General features: G+C 72.9%; 17 protein-coding genes. 7 read left to right on the forward strand and 10 right to left on the reverse strand.

Annotated elements, in window-relative coordinates:
• Nucleotides 1-31: 31 nt before the first annotated feature.
• The 5 genes from HNR21_RS10120 to HNR21_RS10140 are packed head-to-tail and all read right to left on the reverse strand — an operon-like array spanning nucleotide 32 to nucleotide 6,363.
• Complete coding sequence (locus tag HNR21_RS10120; protein ID WP_312880963.1) at nucleotides 32-1,330, reverse strand: MFS transporter; 1,299 nt, start codon at nucleotides 1,328-1,330, stop codon at nucleotides 32-34.
• Nucleotides 1,327-2,511, reverse strand: coding sequence for a flavodoxin-dependent (E)-4-hydroxy-3-methylbut-2-enyl-diphosphate synthase (gene ispG / locus HNR21_RS10125; RefSeq protein ID WP_182704997.1), 1,185 nt, complete (start codon nucleotides 2,509-2,511; stop codon nucleotides 1,327-1,329). Before ispG ends, HNR21_RS10120 begins: the two co-directional genes overlap by 4 nt.
• The gene (locus HNR21_RS10130; protein ID WP_182704998.1) at nucleotides 2,508-4,340 is read right to left on the reverse strand and encodes a 1-deoxy-D-xylulose-5-phosphate synthase; all 1,833 of its coding nucleotides are present in this window, start codon (nucleotides 4,338-4,340) and stop codon (nucleotides 2,508-2,510) included. Before HNR21_RS10130 ends, ispG begins: the two co-directional genes overlap by 4 nt.
• A gap of 23 nt (nucleotides 4,341-4,363) precedes the next feature.
• Nucleotides 4,364-5,407, reverse strand: coding sequence for a polyprenyl synthetase family protein (locus HNR21_RS10135; RefSeq protein WP_119726929.1), 1,044 nt, complete (start codon nucleotides 5,405-5,407; stop codon nucleotides 4,364-4,366).
• A 14-nt stretch (nucleotides 5,408-5,421) separates the two neighbouring features.
• Nucleotides 5,422-6,363 (reverse strand): 4-hydroxy-3-methylbut-2-enyl diphosphate reductase, encoded by a 942-nt coding sequence (locus HNR21_RS10140; protein WP_119726930.1) that lies wholly within the window; start codon nucleotides 6,361-6,363, stop codon nucleotides 5,422-5,424.
• A gap of 302 nt (nucleotides 6,364-6,665) precedes the next feature.
• Here HNR21_RS10140 and HNR21_RS10145 point away from each other — a divergent pair, with 302 nt between their 5' ends.
• The 5 genes from HNR21_RS10145 (at nucleotide 6,666) to HNR21_RS10165 (ending at nucleotide 12,666) form a co-directional block, all read left to right on the forward strand.
• On the forward strand, nucleotides 6,666-7,901 hold the full coding sequence (locus tag HNR21_RS10145; protein ID WP_220500112.1) for an IS701 family transposase: 1,236 nt from the start codon (nucleotides 6,666-6,668) through the stop codon (nucleotides 7,899-7,901).
• A gap of 146 nt (nucleotides 7,902-8,047) precedes the next feature.
• On the forward strand, nucleotides 8,048-9,220 hold the full coding sequence (locus HNR21_RS10150; RefSeq protein WP_182704999.1) for a 3-deoxy-7-phosphoheptulonate synthase: 1,173 nt from the start codon (nucleotides 8,048-8,050) through the stop codon (nucleotides 9,218-9,220).
• A 21-nt stretch (nucleotides 9,221-9,241) separates the two neighbouring features.
• The gene (locus HNR21_RS10155) at nucleotides 9,242-10,015 is read left to right on the forward strand and encodes a 2,3-dihydro-2,3-dihydroxybenzoate dehydrogenase (protein ID WP_182705000.1); all 774 of its coding nucleotides are present in this window, start codon (nucleotides 9,242-9,244) and stop codon (nucleotides 10,013-10,015) included.
• 24 nt (nucleotides 10,016-10,039) lie between these two features.
• Nucleotides 10,040-10,699, forward strand: a complete 660-nt coding sequence (locus HNR21_RS10160) for an isochorismatase family protein (protein WP_119726933.1) — start codon at nucleotides 10,040-10,042, stop codon at nucleotides 10,697-10,699.
• A gap of 92 nt (nucleotides 10,700-10,791) precedes the next feature.
• Nucleotides 10,792-12,666 (forward strand): anthranilate synthase family protein, encoded by a 1,875-nt coding sequence (locus HNR21_RS10165; RefSeq protein WP_182708577.1) that lies wholly within the window; start codon nucleotides 10,792-10,794, stop codon nucleotides 12,664-12,666.
• Between the two features lie 57 nt (nucleotides 12,667-12,723).
• Here the strand turns inward: HNR21_RS10165 and HNR21_RS10170 are convergent, their stop codons facing one another.
• The gene (locus HNR21_RS10170; protein ID WP_312880965.1) at nucleotides 12,724-14,079 is read right to left on the reverse strand and encodes an FAD-dependent oxidoreductase; all 1,356 of its coding nucleotides are present in this window, start codon (nucleotides 14,077-14,079) and stop codon (nucleotides 12,724-12,726) included.
• Between the two features lie 261 nt (nucleotides 14,080-14,340).
• On the reverse strand, nucleotides 14,341-14,922 hold the full coding sequence (locus HNR21_RS10175) for an NADPH-dependent FMN reductase (RefSeq protein ID WP_119726936.1): 582 nt from the start codon (nucleotides 14,920-14,922) through the stop codon (nucleotides 14,341-14,343).
• A 508-nt stretch (nucleotides 14,923-15,430) separates the two neighbouring features.
• Here HNR21_RS10175 and HNR21_RS10180 point away from each other — a divergent pair.
• Both HNR21_RS10180 and HNR21_RS10185 read left to right on the forward strand, forming a co-directional pair.
• Nucleotides 15,431-15,730 carry a hypothetical protein gene (locus HNR21_RS10180; protein ID WP_119726937.1) on the forward strand — a complete coding sequence of 100 codons (300 nt, stop codon included), beginning with the start codon at nucleotides 15,431-15,433 and terminating at the stop codon, nucleotides 15,728-15,730.
• Nucleotides 15,730-16,743 (forward strand): hypothetical protein, encoded by a 1,014-nt coding sequence (locus HNR21_RS10185; RefSeq protein ID WP_182705001.1) that lies wholly within the window; start codon nucleotides 15,730-15,732, stop codon nucleotides 16,741-16,743. The genes HNR21_RS10180 and HNR21_RS10185 overlap by 1 nt, the downstream gene beginning before the upstream one ends.
• 48 nt (nucleotides 16,744-16,791) lie before the next feature.
• Here the strand turns inward: HNR21_RS10185 and HNR21_RS10190 are convergent, their stop codons facing one another.
• The 3 genes from HNR21_RS10190 to eccCa all read right to left on the reverse strand — a co-directional run bounded on the left by HNR21_RS10190 (nucleotide 16,792) and on the right by eccCa (nucleotide 22,019).
• A complete protein-coding gene (locus HNR21_RS10190) occupies nucleotides 16,792-17,301 on the reverse strand; it encodes a hypothetical protein (protein WP_182705002.1) in 510 nt (169 codons plus the stop codon).
• Nucleotides 17,302-17,334: 33 nt separating this feature from the next.
• A complete protein-coding gene (locus HNR21_RS10195) occupies nucleotides 17,335-17,793 on the reverse strand; it encodes a YbaB/EbfC family nucleoid-associated protein (RefSeq protein WP_182705003.1) in 459 nt (152 codons plus the stop codon).
• 269 nt (nucleotides 17,794-18,062) lie between these two features.
• Complete coding sequence (gene eccCa / locus HNR21_RS10200) at nucleotides 18,063-22,019, reverse strand: type VII secretion protein EccCa (RefSeq protein WP_182705004.1); 3,957 nt, start codon at nucleotides 22,017-22,019, stop codon at nucleotides 18,063-18,065.
• Nucleotides 22,020-22,409 lie beyond the last annotated feature (390 nt).

The raw sequence follows: 22,409 nt of genomic DNA on the forward strand, positions 1-22,409 counted from the left end.
ACGGGCAGTGGGTCGGCACCGCGGTCACCGTTCACCTCCCGGCGAGCTGCCCGACCTGGGGCCGGACCGGCTGCGGCTCGGGCCGGCCCGCCCGGTTCCGGAGCTGCCAGGCCCAGGTCAGGGCCGCGCAGCCGAGGTAGCAGCAGGCGAAGATCCACAGCGCGGTCTCGGCCGATCCGGTGGCCGCGATGGACCGGCCGAAGGCCGTGTTGATCAGGAATCCGCCGAGCGCGCCGACCGCGGCGACCAGCCCGGCCGCGGCGGCGGCGTCACCGCGGCGCTCGGCGAAGACGGCCGGGATCATCCGGTAGGCGGCGCCGTTGCCGAGGCCGGTGGTGACGAACAGCAGCACGAACGCGGCGACCGTCCAGCCCAGGTCGTGCGCCCGCAGCGCCGCCACGGTGACCGCCACCGCGCCCGTCATCGCCAGGAACGTGCCGGTGGTGACCTGCGCGCCGCCCAGCCGGTCGGCCAGCCAGCCCCCCACCGGGCGGGCCAGCGACCCGACCAGCCCGCCGAGGAAGGCGAACCGGGCCGCGTCGGCGTCCGGATGCCAGATCTCCACCAGCAGCGGCAGCGCCGTGGCGTACCCGAGGAAGGAGCCGAACGAGCCGACGTACAGCAGCGACAGCAGCCAGGTCCGCGGCCGGGCGGCCACCCGCAGCCGGTCGCCGATCGGCGCCCTGGCGACCGTCAGGTCGTCCATCCACAGGTAGGCGGCCAGCGCCGCCAGCAGGATCAGCGGCACCCACACCAGCCCGGCCGCGGCGACCCCGAACGCGGCGATGACGACCGGGACCGCAAGCTGCACCGTGCTCACGCCGATGTTGCCGCCGGCGGCGTTCAGGCCGAGCGCCAGGCCCTGCCTGCGCTGGGGGAAGAAGTGGGTGATCGTGGCGACGCCGGAGGCGAAGTTGCCGCCGCCGAGCCCGGCCGTGGCCGCGACCAGCAGCAGCACCCAGTACGGGGTGCCGGGGTGGCCGGCCGCGGCGGCCAGCCCCAGCGCCGGCACCACCAGCAGCAGGGCGCTGGCGACCGTCCAGGTGCGGGTCCCGAACACGGCAGGGGCGACCGTGTAGGGCACCCGGACGAACGCGCCGACCAGGCTGGGCAGCGCCACCAGCCAGAAGAGCTGGTCGACGGTCAGGTTCCGGTGGCCCAGGTGGACCACCACGACGCTCCACAGCGTCCACACCGTGAACGCCAGGTGCTCGACGCACACCGAGCACGCCAGGTTGCGCCAGGCGATCCGGCGTCCCCGGGTCCGCCAGAACGCGGGGTCGTCGGGGGCCCAGTGGGTGATGGGCCCCCGCTCGGCGATCCGTGTCACGTCCGTCCACCGGCCACGACGACCTGGGGTCCGTCCCCGGAGGCGATGGCCTCGGGGTCGATGCCGCGCTCTTCGGCGATGCGCATGGCCTCTTCGATCAGGGTCTCGACGATCTGGGACTCGGGGACGGTCTTGATGACCTGGCCCTTGACGAAGATCTGGCCCTTGCCGTTGCCGGACGCCACCCCCAGGTCGGCCTCCCGCGCCTCACCGGGTCCGTTGACCACACAGCCCATGACGGCCACCCGCAGGGGGACGGGGAAGCCCTGCAGGCCGGCGGTGACTTCTTCGGCGAGCTTGTAGACGTCGACCTGGGCGCGCCCGCAGGCGGGGCAGGAGACGATTTCCAGGCCGCGTTCACGCAGCCCGAGGGCCTCCAGGATGGCGATGCCGACCTTGACCTCCTCCACCGGAGGCGCCGACAACGACACCCGGATGGTGTCCCCGATCCCCTCGGCCAACAGCGCACCGAACGCCACCGCCGACTTGATCGTCCCCTGAAACGCCGGCCCCGCCTCCGTCACCCCCAGGTGCAGCGGATAGTCACACCGCTCGGCCAGCATCCGGTACGCCTGGATCATCACCACCGGATCGTGGTGCTTGACCGAGATCTTGATGTCCCGAAAGTCGTGCTCCTCGAACAGCGAGCACTCCCACAACGCCGACTCCACCAGCGCCTCGGCGGTCGGCCGCCCGTACTTGGCCAGCAACCGCTTGTCCAGCGACCCGGCGTTGACCCCGATCCGGATCGGCACCCCCGCATCCCGTGCGGCGCGGGCGATCTCGCCGACCTTGTCGTCGAACTTCTTGATGTTGCCCGGGTTGACCCGCACCGCCGCGCACCCGGCATCGATCGCCGCGAACACGTACTTGGGCTGGAAATGGATGTCGGCGATCACCGGGATCTGCGACTTGCGCGCGATCTGCGGCAACGCGTCGGCGTCGTCCTGGGACGGCACCGCCACCCGCACGATCTGACACCCCGCCGCCGTCAACTGCGCGATCTGCTGCAACGTCGCATTGACATCGGCCGTGGGCGTGGTCGTCATCGACTGCACCGACACCGGTGCATCCCCGCCCACCGGCACCGACCCCACCATCAACCGCCGCGACCTACGCCGCGACGCCACCTGGGGAGTCTGCTCACGGACCCCGGGGAGGCCCAGCGATACCGTCGTCACCGTTCGTCCTCCTCGCCCTGCCGTCCGGCCAGCCGCTCCAGTTCGCCGGCGCCCTGCCCGCCCGACTCCAGCCGGGCGAACTCCTCGGTCACCGCCAGCGCGATGTCCTGCTCGGTCAGCCCGCACCCGGCGAGCACCTCGGCGCGCGACCCGTGCGCCAGGAACCGCCGGGGGATGCCGAACTCCCGCAGCGGGGTGCCCACGCCCGCGTCCCGCAGCGCCTGGGCGACGGCCGTCCCGACGCCGCCGGTACGCCCGCTGTCCTCGATGGTGATCACCAGCCGGTGCCGGCGGGCCACGTCGCACAGCGTGGGGTTGACCGGCGTCACCCAGCGCGGGTCCACCACCGTGGTGCCCACGCCCTGGTCGCCGAGCCGTTCGGCCACGCCCAGCGCCACCTTGGCCATCGCGCCGACCGACACCACCAGCAGGTCCAGCGACCCGGTGCGGCGCAGCACGTCCAGGCCGCCGAAGGTGGCCACCGCCGGCACGTCCGGCCCGGTCGCGCCCTTGGGGAAGCGCAGCAGCGTCGGGCCCTCCCGCCAGGCGACCGCCTCGCCGAGCAGTTCGGCCAGCCGGGCGCCGTCGCGCGGCGCGGCGATCCGCAGCCCCGGCACCACCTGCAGGATCGACAGGTCCCACATGCCGTTGTGGCTGGCCCCGTCGTCGCCGGTCACCCCAGCCCGGTCCAGCACGAACGTCACCGGCCGGCGGTGCAGCGCCACGTCCATCAGCACCTGGTCGAAGGCCCGGTTCAGGAACGTGGAGTAGATCGCCACCACCGGGTGCAGGCCGCCCATCGACAGCCCGGCGGCCATGGTCACCGCGTGCTGCTCGGCGATGCCCACGTCGATCACCCGGTCCGGCATCCGCCGCGCCATCTCCAGCAGCCCGGTCGGCTCCAGCATCGACGCGGTGATCGCCACCAGTTCCGGCCGCTCGGCCGCCAGCCGGACGATCTCCCGGCCGAACACCGAGGTGAACGAGGGGCCCGAGGACGGCTTGCGCGGCTCGCCGGTCCGCGGGTCCATCGGCCTGATCGCGTGCCCCCGGTCCAGCTCGTTGTTCTCGGCGTGCACGAACCCGCGGCCCTTGTCGGTCACCACGTGCACCACCACCGGGCCGCCGCGCCGCCGCGCCGTGCGCAGCGCGTCCTCGACCGCGGCGATGTCGTGGCCGTCGACCGGGCCCACGTAGTCCAGCCCGAACTGCCCGAACACCCCCGGCCCGGACAGCCGGCCCGAGCGCAGCGCGGCCAGGTGCTCGGCCAGCCCGCCGCCGGTGGGCGCGTAGGAGCGCCCGTTGTCGTTCAGCACGACGACCAGCGGGCGGTCCGGGCCGCCGCCGATGTTGTTCAGCGCCTCCCAGGCCATGCCGCCGGTCAGCGCGCCGTCCCCGATGACCGCCACCACGGCCCGGTCGGTGCGGCCCTGCAGCGCGGCGGCGCGGGCCAGCCCGTCGGCGTACGACAGGGCGGTGGAGGCGTGCGAGTTCTCCACCAGGTCGTGCTCGGACTCGGCCCGGCTGGGGTAGCCGGACAGCCCGCCGGCCTGCCGCAGCCGGGCGAACCCCGCCTGCCGCCCGGTGAGGATCTTGTGCACGTACGCCTGGTGGCCGGTGTCCCACACCAGCCGGTCGCGCGGCGAGTCGAACACCCGGTGCAGCGCGATGGTCAGCTCCACCACGCCCAGGTTGGGGCCCAGATGCCCGCCGGTGCGCGTGACATGCTCGACCAGGAACGCGCGGATCTCCGCGGCCAGCTCGGACAGCTCGGCCGCGTCCAGCCCGCGCAGCCGCTCCGGGCCGTCCACGGTCTGCAACAACGTCATGTCGGTCACTCCTCGAAACCCGCTCACCGGTCCCGGTAGGCCACTTCCAGCGCCATGTCGGCCAGCTCGCGCCGCCACGCCCCGTCGATCGGCGCGGCCTCCAGGGCGCCCCGAGCCCGGTCCACCAGGGCGTCGATGCGCCGTTCGATCTCGGCGGTGAACCCGCTGGCCACCAGGCGCTCGCGGAGCGCGTCCACGTCCCAGCGCGGCGCCTCCACCAGGGCCCGCACCTCTTCGTCGCGCCGCGCGGCCAGCGCCAGCAGCAGCGTCATCTTGTGCTGGGCCAGGTCGTGCCCGACCGGCTTGCCGGCCGCCGCCTGGTCCCCGCACGCGTCGATCAGGTCGTCACGGAGCTGGAACGCCTCGCCCAGCGCCTCGCCGTACTCGGCGAACGCCCCGGCCAGGTCGGGCCGCCCGGCCAGGGTGGCGCCCAGCTCCAGCGGACGGTGGATGCTGTAGCGGCCGGACTTGCACACCGCCACCCAGCGGGACAGCTCCGGGTCGGCCACGCCCTCGGCGGCCACCGCCACGTCCAGGTACTGGCCGATGACGACCTCGGTGGTCAGCACCCCCCAGACCTGCCGCGCGGCCGGCGGCAGGCAGGCGGCCAGCCGGTCGGCGTACATGGTGGCCAGGTCACCGGCCAGGATCGCCACGCCCTCCCCGTACCGGCGGGACTCGCCGTGCCAGCCGCGGGCGGCGTGCTCGGCGGTGTGCCGGGTGTGCACGGCGGGCTTGCCGCGGCGCAGCTCGGCGTCGTCCAGCACGTCGTCGTGGATCAGCGCGCTGGCGTGCACCAGCTCCAGCCCGGCGGCGCAGTCCACGATCCGCTCGTCGGCGGGGTCGCCGCCGGCCGCCAGGAAGCCGCTCACGCAGAACGCCGGGCGCAGCCGCTTGCCGCCGGCCCGCACCAGGTCGGTCACCGCGTCGACGAGGACGGCGCCCCGGCCGTCCACCGCCGCCCAGCGTTCCCGTTCGGCGTCCAGGAAGGCGGTGAGCCGCCGCTCCACCCGCTCGATCACGTCCAGCCGCAGCGGCCGGACGCCCAGGGTCGTCGTCTCGGTCATGCCCCTCGTCCTCCTCAGCCGGCCGGCACCCGGTCGGCGAGCCGGGCCGGCGGGGAGAACACCACGTTCTCCTCGGCCACCCGGGCGATCTCCAGGTCCTCGAAGCCGAACTCGGCCAGCCGGTCCAGCAGCCCGTCGACCAGCACCTCCGGGGCGCTGGCGCCGGCGCTGACGCCGACCGTGCGCACTCCCTCCAGCCAGGCCGGATCCAGGTCGGCGGCCTCGGGCACCAGATGCGCCCGGGTGCCGCAGCGGCGGGCCACCTCGACCATCCGGCAGGAGTTGCTGGAGTTGCGGGAGCCGACCACCAGCACCAGGTCGCTGCGCGGCGCGATCGCCTTGATCGCGTCCTGCCGGTTCTGGCTGGCGTAGCAGATGTCGTCCTTGTCGGGGCCGCTCAGGTCGGGGAAGCGGCGCCGCAGCACCTCGACGATGTCGCGGGTCTCGTCCACCGACAGGGTGGTCTGGGTCAGGAACGCCACCGGGGTGTCGGCCGGCAGGTCCAGCCGCTCGGCGTCCTCCACCGACTCGACGATCACCGTCTGCTCGGGGGCGTGCCCGTAGGTGCCCTCCACCTCCTCGTGGTCGGCGTGCCCGATCAGCAGCAGGGTGCGTCCCTGCCTGGCGTACCGCCGCGCCTCCTGGTGCACCTTGGACACCAGCGGGCAGGTGGCGTCGATCACCTCCAGGCGGCGGCCGTGCGCGTTGCGCCGCACCTCCGGCGAGACCCCGTGCGCGGAGAACACGCACACCGCGCCCTCGGGAACGTCCTGCTCGGAGTCCACGAATCGCGCCCCCCGCCGTTCCAGCGAGCGCACGACATAGTGGTTGTGCACGATTTCCTTGCGCACGTAGACAGGTGATCCATAACGTTCCAGGGCCAGCTCGATAATGGCTATCGCACGCCGTACGCCCGCGCAGAAACTGCGCGGCTCGGCAAGAATCACCTTCTTCATCATCGCTCCGTCCCCGCGGCGCCCCTGTTCGCGCACCGCGCTCGCCGACGCAACGACTCTGGGCATCGCGGCGCGATCGAGTCAAACCCCCGTGCCCGGGTTGGCAGTAATCAGTCATGCGGACCGGCCGGCGGCACCGCCGGCACCGGGTGACAGCCACTGAACATTGCCATGCATTTGTCATTCACCGGGCAATGCACCGGACTGGAAAATCACACCGGGGCGCCGCCCGCGAAATGCCGGCGCCCGCGGCCCGCACCACGGGCATCCGATCGCAACCGGTGGAACGACGAGGGGGCCACGTGAGGACCGTCACCCGGCGCCCGGCGCACCGGCCGGGGCCGCCGCACCGGGCCGGACCGCGGCCCGCCCCCGCCGGGGGGCTCGACACAGCGGTCACCGAGGAGATCGCCGAGCTGTGCGCCGAGCTGCTGGCCTCGCTGCCGCGCAGCGACCAGCGCCGCAGGGGCGCCCAGTACGTGCGGGGGCTGCTGGCGACCCCCGGGCGCAAGTCGATCCGCAACATGGCGGCGCTGCTCGGCGGCACCGGCACCGAGCAGAGCCTGCACCACTTCATCTGCCACTCCACCTGGGACTGGACCCCGGTCCGCCGGGCGCTGGCGCACCGCGTGACGCGCGCCGCCGACCCGCAGGCGTGGGTCGTGCGCCCGCTGCTCATCCCCAAGGCCGGGGAGCACTCGGCGGGCGTCACCCGGTGCACCTCCCCGGTCGACGGGCAGGTCCGCAACGCCCAGCGCGCGGTGGGGGTGTGGACGGTCACCGAGCAGGCCGGGCATCCGGTCAACTGGCGGCTGCACCTGCCCCCCGCCTGGCTGGCGGACGGGCTGCGCCGCCGGCAGGCCGCCATCCCCGAGGGGCTGCGCCCCAGATCCCTGAGCGTCCACGCCGTCGAGGCGTGCCTGGAACTGCGCGCCTGGGGGCTCGCGCCCCGGCCGGTGGTGCTGGACACCGGGGAACCCGACACGGTCGCGGCGCTGGGCCTGCTGCGCGCGGCGGGCCTGCCGTTCGCCGCCCGGATCGGCGAGCAGGTGTCGCTGACCGTCGCCGACCGGGCGCTGGCCGGCTACGACGCCACCCCGCTGCCGGCCGGGCAGATCATGCGGGCCGCCCGCGAGCTGCGCCGCCCGGTCACCTGGCTGGACGGCGGCGCCGCCGCGGCGCGCCGCCCCTGCCTGGTCGCCGCGGTCCGGGTCCGCGCCGCCTGCTTCCCCACCGCCGGCGCCGGTCGCGCCCGCCCCGGCGGCGACCTGCTCCTGGTCGGCGTGGGCCCCGCCGGTCCCCGCTGGCCGGCCGGGCTCTGGCTGACCGATCTGCCGGACGCCGCCGCGATCGTGCGGTACGGCGGCCTCACCCGCCGGGTGGACCAGGACCTCGCCGAGATCACCGACCGGGTCGGCATCCGCGACTACACGGGCCGCACCTACGGCGGCTGGCATCGCCACGTCACCCTGGCCAGCGCCGCCCATGTCATCGCCGCCCCGCCGGCCGCCGGGATGCGGACCGGCCGGGCGTCCTGACCCGCGGCACCCCCGCGGCCGGACCTGACACCGGACCGAACAGGAGCAGGACCACTCACCCCACAGACCCACGCGACCGCAGGCCCGCTCGCCGTCCTCGCCGGAGGCGCGGCCAGGGGCACGCACGGGCGAGTGCAGGAGGATACGTGCAGGAGTTTTTGCCAGACGTCCGGTCCAGGCCGGCATTGCAGCAGCCCGGGTGGGCGGCGGACCCGAGGCTGGCACAGGTGCGCCGCGAACTGGCGCACAGCGCGCCGCTGGTGCGACCGGAGGACGTGCGCCGGCTGCGGTCGCTGCTGGCCCGGGTCGCGGCCGGGCGGGCGCAGGTGGTGCTGGCCGGCGACTGCGCCGAGGACCCCGCCGAGTGCGGCGCCGGCGACGTGGCCCGCAAGGCCGGGCTGCTGGACCTGCTGGCCGGAACGCTCAAGATGATCACCCGCCGGCCGGTGCTGCGGGCGGGCCGGATCGCCGGGCAGTTCGCCAAGCCCCGCTCCCGGCCGACCGAGCGGGTCGGGGACCTGGAACTGCCCGCCTACCGGGGCCACATGGTCAACGCCCCCGAGCCCGACCCGGAGCTGCGGCGGCCCGACCCGCGGCGGATGCTGGCCGGCTACCGGTCCGCCGCCGCGGTGATGCGGCACCTGGGCTGGACGCGGCGGGCGCGGCGGTGGGACGCCGACACCGCGGTGTGGACCAGCCACGAGGCGCTGCTGCTGGACTACGAGCTGCCCCTGCTGCGGCCCGCCGGGTCCGGTGGGGTGCTGCTGTCGTCCACCCACTGGCCGTGGGTGGGGGAGCGGACCCGCGGGCTGGACGGCGCGCACATCGCCCTGCTGGCCGGGGTCGTCAACCCGGTGGCCTGCAAGGTCGGCCCGTCCATGACACCGGCCGAGCTGCTGGAGCTGTGCGCCCGGCTGGACCCCGGCCGCGAGCCTGGCCGGCTCACCCTGGTGGCCCGGATGGGCGCCGACCGCGTCGCCGACCTGCTGCCCCCGCTGGTGGAGGCGGTGCGCGCGGCCGGGCACCCGGTCATCTGGCTCACCGACCCGATGCACGGCAACACGGTGACCACCCCCGCCGGGCTGAAGACCCGCTTCGTGGAACGGATGGCCGAGGAGGTCCGCGCGTTCCAGGCGGCGGTGCAGGCGGCCGGCGGCGTGGCGGGCGGCCTGCACCTGGAGACCACCCCCGACGACGTCACCGAGTGCGTGCCCAACCAGGCCCACGTGGACCGGGTCGGCGACAAGTACACGACGTTCTGCGATCCGCGGCTCAACCCCGGCCAGGCCGTCAGCGTGGTCTCGGCCTGGTGCGGCTGATCCGCGAAGGAGGTCAAGACGATGGACTCGACGGTCGCCCTGGTGACCGGGGCGGCGAGCGGGATCGGCGCGGCGGTGGCCCGCGCCCTGGCCGGACGCGGCGCGGCGGTGGCCGCCGTGGACCGTGACACCGCTGCGCTGGACGACGCCGTGGCCAAGATGACCGCCGACGGGCTGCGGGTCGCCGCGTTCGGCTGCGACGTCGCCGACGCCGCGCAGGTCGACGCGGTGGTCGAGGAGGCCGAACGGCGGCTGGGCCCGGTGGACCGGCTGGTCAACGCCGCCGGCGTGCTGCGGCTCGGCCCGGCCCGTTCGCTGCTGGAGCGGGACTGGGCGGACTGCCTGGCGGTCAACGCCACCGGGGTCTTCCTGATGTCGCGCGCGGTGGCCGGCCGGATGGTGCGGCGGGGGACGCGCGGCGCGATCGTCACCGTGGCGTCCAACGCCGCCGGGACCGCCCGGATGGACATGGCGGCGTACGCGGCGTCCAAGGCGGCGGCGGCCATGTACACCAAGTGCCTCGGCCTGGAGCTGGCCGCCCACGGCATCCGCTGCAACGTGGTGGCCCCCGGCTCCACCGACACCCCGATGCTGCGGTCCATGTGGCACGACGACAGCGGCCCCAGCGCCACCGTCGACGGCCGGCTCGACGCCTACCGGGTCGGGATCCCGCTGCGCAGGCTGGCCCGGCCCGAGGACGTCGCCGACGCCGTGCTGTTCCTGCTGTCCGACCAGGCGGCGCACATCACCATGCACACGCTGACCGTGGACGGCGGCGCGACGCTCGGCGTCTAGCCCCTCACCCCGTGGAGGAACGCCATGCCAGGAATCCCCCCGATCGAGCCCTACCGGCTGCCCTCGGCGCGCGACCTGCCCGCCAACATCGCCCGGTGGACCCCGGACCCGGCGCGCGCCGTGCTGCTCGTCCACGACATGCAGCGGTACTTCCTGCGGCCGTTCCCGGACCGGCTGCGCGCGGACCTGGTGCGCAACGTCGCCCGGCTCCGCGAACGCTGCGCCGGGCTCGGCGTCCCCGTCGCCTACACCGCCCAGCCCGGCGGCATGACCGACGAGCAGCGCGGCCTGCTCAAGGACTTCTGGGGGCCCGGCATGCGGGTGGCCCCCGAGGACCGGGAGGTGGTGCCTCCGCTGACCCCCGGGCCGGACGACTGGATGTTCACCAAGTGGCGTTACAGCGCGTTCTTCCGCTCCGGCCTGCTGGACCGCATGCGCGCCGCCGGCCGGGACCAGCTCATCGTGTGCGGCGTGTACGCCCACGTCGGCGTGCTGATGACGGCGGTGGACGCCTACACCAACGACATCGAGACGTTCCTGGTCGCCGACGCGGTGGCCGACTTCGCCGCCGACCGCCACCGGATGGCGGTCGAGTACGCGGCCGGCCGGTGCGCGGTGGTCGCCACGACCGAGCAGACGCTGACCATGCTCGGCGCGGCCAGGGTACGGGAGGCGGTCGGATGAGCGGGGCCGACATGTCCCTGTGGGGGACGATCCCCCGGTCCCCGTGGGCGGAGGCGGGCGACCGCCGCGGGGCTCCGCGGAGCGGGGACCGCATGCCCCTGCTGGAGCGGATCCTGTCCGACGACCCGCCCCCGTTCGCCCTGCTGCACCGGCCCGACAGCGGCGGCGCCCACACCCTGGACGTGCTGGTCGGCACGGTGTCGGCGCCGCGCACCCTGGCCGGGCTGCCGCTGCCCGACGGCCCCGCCCCGCCGGGGGAGCCGCGTCACGAGGTGCTGGCCGTCGTCCCCTACCGGCAGATCGCCGAACGCGGCTTCGCCTGCCCCGACGACGGCGCCCCCCTGCTGGCGCTGACCGTGACCGCCCAGGACACGGTACGGGTGGCCGACGCGCTGGCCCGCATACCCGACGTCCCGATCACGCTGTCCGGCGGGCGCTTCGACGTGGACGACGACGCCTACGCCGAGGTGGTCCGCCGGGTGGTGGCCGACGAGATCGGCCGCGGCGAGGGCGCCAACTTCGTGGTCAAGCGGTCGTTCACGGCGGACCTGGACGGCTACTCCCCGCGTCACGCGCTGGCGTTCTTCGCCCGCCTGCTGGAACGCGAGTCCGGGGCGTACTGGACGTTCATCGTGCACACCGGCGACCGCACCCTCGTCGGCGCCACCCCCGAACGCCACGTCAGCCTGCACGGCGGCGTCGCGGTGATGAACCCCATCAGCGGCACCTACCGCTATCCGCCCGGCGGGCCGACCCTGCAGGGGGTGCTGGAGTTCCTGGACGACCCCAAGGAGCGCGACGAGCTGTACATGGTGGTCGACGAGGAACTGAAGATGATGACCCGGGTGTGCGACGCCGAGGTCCGCGTACGGGGCCCGTACCTCAAGCAGATGGCCAGGCTGGCGCACACCGAGTACTTCATCGAGGGCGGCACCGGCCGCGACCCGCGCGACATCCTCCGCGAGACCATGTTCGCGCCCACCGTCACCGGCAGCCCCCTGGAGAACGCCTGCCGGGTGATCGGCCGGTACGAGCCCGAGGGCCGCGGCTACTACAGCGGAGTGCTGGCCCTCATCGGCCGCGACGCCGCCGGCGCGCGCACCCTCGACTCGGCGATCTGCATCCGCACCGCCGACATCGACCGCGCCGGCCGGATGCGGATCGGCGTCGGCGCCACACTGGTGCGCGACTCCGACCCCGGCCGGGAGGTCGCCGAGACGCGCGCCAAGGCGGCCGGCCTGCTGTCGGCCCTGGACGGCGACGGGCCGGTCCCGCTGCGCTCCCATCCCGACGTGCGGACCGCCCTCGGCCGCCGCAACACCGGCGTGGCCGGCTACTGGCTCGGCGGTGCGACGGCCCGGCGCGATCCCGCCCTGGCCGGCCGCCGGGTCCTGGTGGTGGACGCCGAGGACACCTTCACCTCCATGCTCGCCCACCAGCTCCGCTCGCTCGGGCTGACGCTGTCGGTGCGGCGCTTCGACGAGGAGTACTCCTTCGACGGGCACGACCTGGTCGTCATGGGCCCCGGTCCCGGCGATCCCCGCGACACCGCGCACCCCAAGATCGCGCACCTGCACGCCGCGGTGGGCGCGCTGCTGGCCGAACGGCGGCCGTTCCTGGCGGTCTGCCTGAGCCACCAGGTGCTCGCGCTGCGGCTCGGCCTGCGGGTGGCCCGCCGCGAGGTCCCCAACCAGGGGGTGCAGCGCTCCATCGACCTGTTCGGCCGGCGGGAACGGGTGGGCTTCTACAACTCGTTCGCCGCCCACTGCCCCGAGGACAAGATCGAGGTGGACGAGGTCGGCCTGGTCGAGGTCAGCCGTGAGACCGGGACCGGGGAGGTGCACGCGCTGCGCGGGCCGGGGTTCGCCTCGGTGCAGTTCCACCCCGAGTCCCTGCTGACCTCCGACGGCGTCGGCATCCTGACCGGCCTGCTGACCGGCCTGCTGAGGGAGGCGCTGGCCGCCTGACACCGGCACGCGACGAGGGGGAGGGCGCCGGGCCCTCCCCCTCGTTCTTCGCGCCCGTCAGCGCGTGCCCAGCAGCTTCTCGGCCGCGCGGACGCCGGACAGCATCGCCGCCTCGGTGGTCGGCGAGTTGAAGTAGTCCCCGGCGAACACCACCGGCGCGCCCTGGTTCCGCATCACCTCCACCGAACGGCGGTAGCGCCCCGGGGCCGGGATCGGGAACCCGAACGGCCGCTCGGCGATCTGGAACGGCTGCGGCTCGGCCGCCAGGTCCGGCCACAGGGTGCGCAGCAGCGGGGCGACCTCGGCGAACTGCTCCTCGGTGGGACGGCCCAGCAGCCGGCGGGTCACCGCCCGGCCCGGGTAGGCGAACACCAGCAGCCTGTCGACCGGCCGTCCCTGCTCGTCGCGGACCCGGCGCGGGTAGGTGATCATGTTGCGCAGCGGCGGGTCGTCCGGGCCGCCCGCCACGATGTGCGCGTGCGACGGCAGCCCCGCCGGGTCGAGCAGGAACGACACCGACAGCGCCGGCTCGTACTCCTGGGACTCCAGGAACCGGCGGGTGCCGGCGCCCACCACCTCCTGCGGCAGCGCCGCGGCCAGCTTGGCGGCGATCGGCGCGGGCACCGCCACCACCACGTCGTCGAACGTCTCGGTGACCGGCTCCCCGGAGGCGGGGCGGGCCGTCACCCGCACCCGGCCGCCGTCCACCGTCTGCAGGTCGGTCACCTCGTGCCCGGTCCGGACGTCGGCGCCCTCGGCGTTGCGCTCGGCCAGCACCTGCATGCCGTCCCGGAACACGTAGAACTCCGAGCCGCCCAGCCAGGCCAGCAGCGCCCGGGCGTGCACGGCGGAGATCTTCTCGCAGGCGAAGTTCCAGAAGCCCTCGATCTGCGGGCGCAGCAGGGTGTCGAAGCCCTCCCGGGACAGCTTGCGGTAGCCGAGCTCGGCCGCGCTGGTGCCGTCGTCGAACGGCGCGACCTTCACCGGGTCGAACAGGTCGAGCTGCTTGCGCCGGCGCACCTCGCCCAGCGACCACAGCAGGAACCGGAACCGGTCGGCCAGCGGGGCGTGCGGATACTTCAGCAGGTTCAGCGGCGAGTCCGAGGACAGCGGAACGGGCCGGCCCTTGTGCACGATGTAGACGTCACTGGAGATCTTCACCAGCTCGTCGCGCAGCCCGTACTCGCGGATCAGCTCGGTCATCAGCGGATAGAAGCTGACGTACATCAGGTTGATGCCGACATGCGGCTCGATCTCGGGCCGGTGCCATGACCTGGCCCGCCCGCCGAGCCCCTCTCCGGCCTCGAACAGCACCACTTCCCGGCCGGCTTTGACGAGCGTTCTGGCGGCGGCACAGCCGGCCATTCCGCCACCGATGACCGCCGTCCGGGCGGGTCGGCTCACAGGGGACACGCGGACCACCTCCAGCGCTGGATACGGCAGTTGATCCCGGGCGCAGCCTAATTCGCGTCATGGCGTTCCTCGACGGCAGGAAATTGGTGCGCGGCCGGGCGGAGAATTGTCATGGTCCTGCTATTCACCGGACCCGTGGGCCGGGGTTAACGTCCGGGGGAAGCGCCCGTCACCGCCCTCGGCCGTGCGGGCTCGCCGCTCTCGCCGCAACCGGCAGGGCCCTTCGCCGCGAGCACGGCGAAGGGCCCTGCCGTCCGCGGGTCAGGCGTTGTACGGCCGCGCCCGCCGGGCGTCGCGCAACGCCGTGGCCCACCAGCGCAGCCGGTCCAGCAGCAGCTTGGCCGCGGCCCGGGTGTCCTGCGGCATCCGGTCCGGGTCGTTCTCGTCGTACCCGTCGAACAGGTCCCAGGCGTTGTGGAAGCTGACCGAGTCCCGCAGCGGCACCGCGTGCAGGTCGACCAGCACCGACCCCAGATGGTCCACCGACCGCAGCCCGCCGGCCCGGTGCCCGTAGGAGACGAACCCCACCGGCTTGGCCTGCCACTCCTCCAGGTACCAGTCGATGAGGTTCTTCACCGAGGCCGGATAGCCGCGGTTGTACTCGGGGGTCACCAGGACGAAGGCGTCCGCCGCCGCCAGCCGCGGCTGGAGCGCGGTCCGCTCCGGCGGGAAGTCCTCGGTCAGCACCGGCGGCAGGTTCGCCTCGGCCAGATCGATGACGTCCACGTCGAACTGCCCGTCCATCCGCGCCTCATGGGCGAACCACCGCGCCACGACCGGCCCGAACCGTCCCTCCCGGACGCTGCCGATGATCACCGCGAGCCGAAGGAGATCCGCCGACATGCTCAACTCCCCGTCCTTTCCTTGGCATATGCGCCCGCGCGGATCAGCCTAAAATCCACCACCCCCACCCCTGAATAGCAACTGTTTGGCATCACGCCCGCCCCGCCGGAACGGCGCCGCGACCTCGGACGGCCGCGGCCGAGGCGGGCCCGGTCCGCCCGGCCGGGCCATGGGATCGCGCGGGCCACGGCACCGCGGCGGCCGGGGTCACCGCCACCCGGGACATGCGCCGGCCGCGGATCCCATTCCTCGGCGCGGTCCTGATTCGGCGGGAAGGTGCGAACGGAAAGCCGAAATATGACAGCATGGGGTGCTCGGACGTTTGTCGTGACTGCGCTGCGCGCCGAAACGGGGAGTCCTCTTGGGAGACGAGAACAGGATCGCCAAAGCTCTGAACGGCCCCGGACCCGCACCGGGACCGCCGTCCTCGGGCGGCGGTCAGACCCGTACGCCCGGGCCGGGCCCCGCACCGGCTCCGCCCCGTCCCACCTCCGGCGGGACGGGGGAGATGCGCTTCCATCCCCAGGAGATGCGGAACCTGGGGAAGGCGATCGAGACGGAGATGCTCGACCTGTTCAAAAAGGCGCGGTACAAGCTGAACGACAAACCCCGCGAAGTGCAGCCCGAGGTCTACACGATGCTGTGCATCAGCGCGGCGCTGGTCTACACCCAGGTCATCGAGTGGGCCGACCAGGACCTCATGGAAAAGGGCAAGGTCGCCATCGACTTCAACAACCGCATGCAGGACGCGGCGAAGAACGACGAAGAGGCCGAGCGGGCGTCTGCGATCAGGAAGGTGCAGGGCTGATGGGGGACGGCAACGCGCTGAGTCCGTGCCAGGGGTTCGCGCAGGCGGCCATGTTCGAGGCGCTGTGGGTCGCCGCGATCATCCCCGCGGCCATCCCGATCATCCCGCTCACCTTCAAGGCCCAGGGGGATCCGGCCAAGGTGTGGGACGGCGCCGACGGCTGGAAGGACATGATCGCCGAGCTCGAGCAGTCCCAGGACAGGATCGACGAGTACCGGCACACCCGGCTCGGCCGGGATCGCTGGAACGGCAAGGACCGGAACGCCTTCGACGGCAAGATGGAGAACTACCAGGACCAGATCGGCTGGAGCATCGCCGGGTGCCTGTACGTCCTGGCCGTGATGGTCGGGATCTTCATCTACATGCTGTTCCTGATCATGACCCTGCTGGCGATCTTCGCCACCGCCATCGTCATCGCGGCGGGCACCGTCGTCGGAGCCCCCGCCGCGCTGCAACTGGAGGCCACGGCGAACCAGTTCGCCAACATGGCGTACACGGTCCTGAACGTGTCGGCCACGGCCATCGAGTGGACGTCCCGCGGTATCGCCGCCATCTGGGGGGCGATGCTCGTGACGAACGCCGCAGGCCAGGCGACCCAGGGCAACAACCGGGTGCTGGCCACGTTCGGGAACGCCTTCGTGCGCGGCATCGACGACACCCTCAAGGGCAGCCTGGCCTGGCTGAACCAGTGGGCCTACGGCAAGATGTTCAAGACTCCCGCCACCAACTGGTGGGGCAGGCCGACCGAGGCCGCCCGGGCCGGGGGATGGACCAATCTGGAGAGGATCTTCGCGGGCCTGGGCGGCGCCGACGTGGCGGCCAACGCCACGGGCCTGCTGGACGGGTCGGCGCCCACGCAGATCACCGATCCCCTGATCGACTGGGGCGCGAGGAAGGTCGGGCTGGACACCGGATACGCCGGTGACGACGAGCAGGGCAACGGGCCGAACGACAAGAGGAGCAACGCGGAGAAGTACGTGGACCGGACGCAGCCGCAGGGGTCCGGTTCCTGAGGTCGCCCATGCCCTTCCGGCCGATGGCCGGAAGGGCATGGGCGGGAGTCAGGAGGACGGCTCCGGCCGCTCGTCCTCCTGGGGGGTCCGGTCCCCGCGGGGACGATCCCGGCCCTCCGCCTCCCGCACGTAGCGGGGCAGCGCCCACTTCGGGGGATAGATGGCGTACAGGCAGGCCACGAGACTGGCCAGCAGCGCCGTGCACAGGAATGGCATGAGCAGCCAGAGGGGCGGATCCGTCCCGTCGTTCTCGACGACGCCCAGCAGCGCGAGTGCCTCGCCGACGGTGAGCGGTCCCAGGATGCACAATCCCGCCACCGAGAGCCACATGAAGTAGAACGGTGAATAGGGCGTGCGGTTCATCGTGTCGGAATTGCGCTGGTGCCAGCGCCGCCAGCGCCCCGTGTAGGCCAGGACGCCGAGGACCACACGGAAGATCAGGAAAGCGGACGCCGCCGCGAACGCACCGAACACCGCGTAGGGATTTTCGCCGCCGTCGGCGGGCTCGTTCGCCAGCCACACCGCGGGGACGTCGCCCAGCATCTGCAGCGAGTGCATCAGGTCACCTCGGGACACGACCGCCGGAAGCGATCACCGGCTGGTGTCGATCCGGATTCCCAGCTGACGCTGCAGCTGGTCGAGCATGGTCTGGGCGTCCGAGCTCGCCTTGGCGAACATGTTCTGCATGTCGCTCAGCGACTCCTTGAGCCGCTCGGGGTCCTTGAGCAGGTCCAGCGGATTGACGGTGTCGCCGAACTGCTGCGCCGTCAGCTCCTCGACCTGTTCGTCGAGGTGCTCGCGGGCCCTGCGCGCCGTCTCACGGATCGTCTCCGCCAGTTCCTGCGAGCTCATCCGCATCGCCCGCGGATCGATGTGGATCTCCGCCAGCGGATCCCGGACGTTGCACGTCACCCGGATCCGCCCGTCGGCGGATTCCGCCCGCCCCTCCAGATCCGCCATCTTCGCCCGCACGGCGGAGAGCACCTTCATGCGCTCCTCCGACTGCCGGAGCGCCTGCGCCGGATCCAGGTTGCTGATGTCGAAGTCCATGACCTGCCGCGTCTCCTTCTCGGGGGACGACGGTTCCGACGACGTCCCCGGTGACCGGGTTGTGCCAGTTTAGCCATCCCCTTCTCCCCACGCAGGCGGGCGGCATTTCCTGCGAATTCTCGGCGGCCTCGGCATGAACGGACGAGATCGGCCGGTGGGCGTCTGCCCGAGGTGGCCGGCAGGGGAGTCCCTCGCCGTGGCGTGCGGTGGTCATAAGACGAAATGCCAGGGAACGGGACTGCGTTCCCTGGCATTTCGTGCGGTCCGGGTCAGGCCTCTCGGTAGGCGGTCTGGATGAGGCGGGTGCCGGTGCGGCGGTCGATGTGGTAGCCGCGGCCCGGGGGGAGCTTGTGCGGCTTGACGTTGCCCAGCAGGATGCCCTCGTCCTTGTTGCCGGACATGATCAGGCCCGGCGAGGCCATCTCCTTGATGCGCTGGACGACCGGGTCGAACATGGCGCGGCCGGCGCCGCCCATGGAGCGGGCGACGATGAGGTGCAGGCCGATGTCGCGGGCCTGCGGCAGCATCTCGACCAGGGGTCGCAGCGGGTTGTCGGAGGTGGCGACCATCTCGTAGTCGTCGATGATCAGGAACAGCTCCGCGCCCGTCCACCAGGAGCGGGAGCGCAGCTGCTCCGGGGTCAGGTCGGCCGGGGGCAGCCGGGACTCCATGGCCCCGTGGATGTCGCGGACCAGGGAGCTCGCGGCGGTGGACGAGGCCGCGTAGCCGATCTGGTGCTCGGTCTCGGCCACGTCCAGCAGCGAACGGCTGTAGTCGATGAAGATCATCCGCGCCTGGTTGGGCGTGTACCGTTCGGCGATCCCGGCGGCGATCATCCGCAGCAGGTTGGACTTGCCGCACTCGGCGTCGCCGATGACCAGGAAGTGCGGGTCGCCCGCGAAGTCCAGGTAGACCGGCGACAGGGTGTCCTCGTCGATCCCGATCGGCAGCCGGGTGCCGGTCTCGGCGACCGACGGCAGCCGGCCGATCGGCAGCACGTCCGGCAGCAGCCGGACCGGGCGGGCGGCCGGGCCGTGCCAGGCCTCGCGGATCGCCTTGACGGTGGCGGTGACGCCATCGGCGATGGTCTCGGCGTTGGCGTCGCCGTCGATCCGGGGCAGCGCGGTCAGGAAGTGGTAGCCGTCCCGCGACAGGCCCCGGCCGGGCCGGTTCTCCGGCACGTTGTCGGCCTTCTTGCGGTCGATCTCCGACTCGTACGGGTCGCCGAGCCGCAGCTCCAGCTTGGTGCCGAGCAGGTCGCGGATGCTGGTGCGGAACTCCGACCACTTGTTGCTGGCCACCACGACGTGGATGCCGTACCCCAGGCCGCGGGCGGCGAGCTGGGTGATGCTCTCCTCGAGGTTCTCGTAGTCCTGCCGCAGCGTCAGCCAGTTGTCCACCACCAGGAACACGTCGCCGTACCCGTCGCCGGCGTAGTCGGTGGTGGCGCGCATCCGCCGGTAGGTGGCCATCGAGTCGATGCCGCGCTCGGCGAACTCCCGTTCCCGGTTCTCCAGCAGCGTGGAGACCTCGGCCACGGTACGGCGGATCCGGTCGGCGTCCAGCCGGGTGGCGACCGAGCCGATGTGCGGCAGGTCCGACATCGCCGCCAGCGTTCCACCGCCGAAGTCCAGGCAGTAGAACTGCACCTCCTCCGGCGTGTGCAGCAGCGCCAGCGAGGTGATCAGCGTCCGCAGCACGGTGGACTTGCCGGTCTGCGGGCCGCCCGCCACGCCCACGTGACCGGCGCCGCCGGACAGGTCCAGCCAGTACGGGTCGCGGCGCTGGTCGAACGGCCGGTCCACCAGGCCGACCACGGCGTGCAGCCGGCCCCGCCACTCCCAGCCGTCGGTGGTCAGGCCGTGCGCGGGGGTCGCCGACAGCGGCGGCAGCAGCTCGTTCAGGGTCGGCGGGACGTCCAGCGGCGGCAGCCAGATCTGGTGCGGCTCCGGCCCGTGCCCGATGAGCTGGCGCACCACCACGTCGAACAGCGCCTCGGAGCTCTTGCCGCCGTCCTGTTGCCGCTGCTCGGGCTGCGGCTGCTCGATGACCTGCGGCTGGATGTAGTCCGGGATGTACGGCAGCACCTGGCGGACGATCTGCGGGCCCTGCGACTGCTGGCTCTGCTGCACCTCGTCGACCGGGCCGGACACGTACCCGGCCTTGAACCGCACCAGCGGCTCGGTGGCGAACTTCAGGTAGCCGTTACCGGGCGCGGGCGGCAGCTCGTAGGCGTCGGGCACGCCCAGCACCACCCGCGACTCCATCGCCGAGAACGTCCGCAGGCCGATCCGGTACGACAGGTGCGTGTCCAGGCCGCGCAGCTTGCCCTCCTCCAGGCGCTGCGAGGCCAGCAGCAGGTGCACGCCCAGCGAACGGCCCAGCCGGCCGATCATCACGAACAGCTCGGCGAAGTCCGGCTTGGCGCTCAGCAGCTCGGAGAACTCGTCCAGCACGATGAACAGCGACGGCATCGGCTGCAGCGGCGCCCCCTCCAGCCGCGCCTTCTCGTAGTCGCGCAGCGAGGCGTAGTTGCCGGACTTGCGCAGGTGCTCCTGGCGCCGCACCATCTCGCCGTGCAGCGCGTCGTACATGCGGTCGACCAGCGGGAGCTCGTCCTCCAGGTTGGTGATGATCGCCGAGACGTGCCGCAGGCCCTCCATGCCCAGGAACGTCGCACCGCCCTTGAAGTCGACCAGCACGAAGTTGAGCACCTCGGGGGAGTGCGTCAGCGCCAGCCCCAGCACCAGCGTCCGCAGCAGCTCCGACTTGCCGGAACCGGTCGCCCCGATGCACAGCCCGTGCGGGCCCATGCCGCCCTGCGCCGACTCCTTGATGTCCAGCTCCAGCGGCCGGCCGTCGGCGTCGATGCCGATCGGCACCCGCAGCCGGTTGCGCTGCGGCCGGGGCCGCCACACCACGTTCGGGTCGACGTTGTAGACGTCGTCGATGCCCAGCAGCGAGGTCAGCGTCATGTTGCCGGCGAGGACGTCCTCCTCCGGCTCGTCGGCGGCGCTGGCCCGCAGCGGCGCCAGCTGCCGGGCCAGCGCCTCGGCCTCGGCGATCCCGGCCCGGTCCGGCTTCCCGATGCCGGTGAGCACGTCCTTGCCGGTGCGGTCGCGCTTGACCATCTGGATGCGGTCCTTGGTGATCCGCAGCCGCAGCATGGTGTTCTCGGCGGTCTGCGCGACGCTGCCGGTCAGGTCGACCACGCACACCCCGTCGATGCCGTCGGTGGCGATCTGCGAGTCGTAGGAGGCCTGGCCGCCGTCCACGACGATCAGGTGGAACGGCTCGGCCGGGGTGCGCGCGGCGCCGAACATGCTGCGGTCCTTGATCTCCGCGCCGAGCAGGTTCTCCAGCTCGGCCATGGCGCCGGTCATCAGCCGGATCTGCCCGGCCGCGTCGTGCTCGGTGGGGTGCAGGGTGTGCGGCAGCCACTTCATCCACTGCCAGTACGGCATCCGGTCCGGCGAGGCGCAGACGGTGATCCGCACGTCGTCGGGGGAGTGGAAGGCGGCCAGCTGCATGATCATCGCGCGCACCATGCCGTACACCGCGTCCGGCTCGCCCTCGGGCAGGATCCGGGCGAACGACCGCAGCGAGATCGCCACCGGCAGGTCCGGCACGGTGGAGTGGGCGCGCAGGAACCGGCGCAGCGCCCCGGCGGTCATCGGCTCCAGGTCCTCCACCGGCTTGGTCTCCGGCGGGATCAGCTGGACCGCCAGCCGCTGCGCGCCGGTCCCGATGCGGACCTGGGCGAAGTCGGCGTCGGAGGTGCGCCGCTCCCACAGCCGGGGGCTCATCACCATGGACCACAGCCGGCCGGGGGCGGGGTTGTTCCACTCCAGCGCCTCGCGCTGCTGCTTGGCGGCCTTGCGGACCTTGACCCGTACCTGGCCGAGATAGCGCAGGTAGTCGCGGCGGGCGCCGTTCAGCTTCATCTTCCGCTCGCCGCTGTTCTGGCCGAGCTGGCTGAACATCATGCCGACCATCGACAGCGCGAACATGCCGCCCGCCACCATCTGCAGCACGTTGGCGTTGGGGTTCATGAACATGAACACCATCGCGCCCGAGCCCGCCGCCATCGGCAGGTACTGCATGACGTTCTGGAAGGAGTTGGTGACGACCTCGGGCAGCTCGGGCGGCGACTCCAGCAGAATCTCGCCCCTCGGCAGCTGGGGCGGCTGCCTGCGCTCCCTGCGCCGCACGAGTACGGTGCTCACCCGGTCTCTCCTCGGTTGCTGCTCGATCGCCGGAACCCGGACGCGCCGGGGAATCCCCGGCATTTTAGGGACTGCCGTCCGGGTCGTGGCGGCCGGTGACGTTCTCCACCGAGAAGCGTGCCAGGTCCGGACCGTCCGACGCGACCGTGCGGCCGTGTCCGGCCGCGGCCGGACGCCTCGGGCGGCCCGCACTGACACCCGTAATTACCGGAAGTCGAACGTTCAACTGGCGGCCCGGGGAAGTTCGCCTCGAATCCTCGCGCCATTCGCGACCGGATGCGGTCAGCGGCCGTCCGGAGGCCCGGTGACGGAGTGGCGGCCGGTCCCCGTTTCGGCCATGCTAGGTGGCTGTCCACTGATTCAGGGTGTTTGATCGGGGTTCGGCGGGGG

This window comes from Thermomonospora cellulosilytica (genome assembly GCF_014138835.1).
Classification (GTDB): domain Bacteria; phylum Actinomycetota; class Actinomycetes; order Streptosporangiales; family Streptosporangiaceae; genus Thermomonospora; species Thermomonospora amylolytica.

Excerpts from the sequence above, each read along its gene's own strand:
- HNR21_RS10160 (WP_119726933.1), top strand. The coding sequence starts at position 10,040 with ATGCCAGGAATCCCCCCGATCGAGCCCTACCGGCTGCCCTCGGCGCGC.
- HNR21_RS10190 (WP_182705002.1), bottom strand. The coding sequence starts at position 17,301 with ATGCACTCGCTGCAGATGCTGGGCGACGTCCCCGCGGTGTGGCTGGCG.
- HNR21_RS10175 (WP_119726936.1), bottom strand. The coding sequence starts at position 14,922 with ATGTCGGCGGATCTCCTTCGGCTCGCGGTGATCATCGGCAGCGTCCGG.
- HNR21_RS10180 (WP_119726937.1), top strand. The coding sequence starts at position 15,431 with ATGCGCTTCCATCCCCAGGAGATGCGGAACCTGGGGAAGGCGATCGAG.
- HNR21_RS10195 (WP_182705003.1), bottom strand. The coding sequence starts at position 17,793 with ATGGACTTCGACATCAGCAACCTGGATCCGGCGCAGGCGCTCCGGCAG.
- HNR21_RS10140 (WP_119726930.1), bottom strand. The coding sequence starts at position 6,363 with ATGAAGAAGGTGATTCTTGCCGAGCCGCGCAGTTTCTGCGCGGGCGTA.
- HNR21_RS10135 (WP_119726929.1), bottom strand. The coding sequence starts at position 5,407 with ATGACCGAGACGACGACCCTGGGCGTCCGGCCGCTGCGGCTGGACGTG.
- HNR21_RS10130 (WP_182704998.1), bottom strand. The coding sequence starts at position 4,340 with ATGACGTTGTTGCAGACCGTGGACGGCCCGGAGCGGCTGCGCGGGCTG.
- HNR21_RS10155 (WP_182705000.1), top strand. The coding sequence starts at position 9,242 with ATGGACTCGACGGTCGCCCTGGTGACCGGGGCGGCGAGCGGGATCGGC.
- HNR21_RS10185 (WP_182705001.1), top strand. The coding sequence starts at position 15,730 with ATGGGGGACGGCAACGCGCTGAGTCCGTGCCAGGGGTTCGCGCAGGCG.
- HNR21_RS10165 (WP_182708577.1), top strand. The coding sequence starts at position 10,792 with ATGCCCCTGCTGGAGCGGATCCTGTCCGACGACCCGCCCCCGTTCGCC.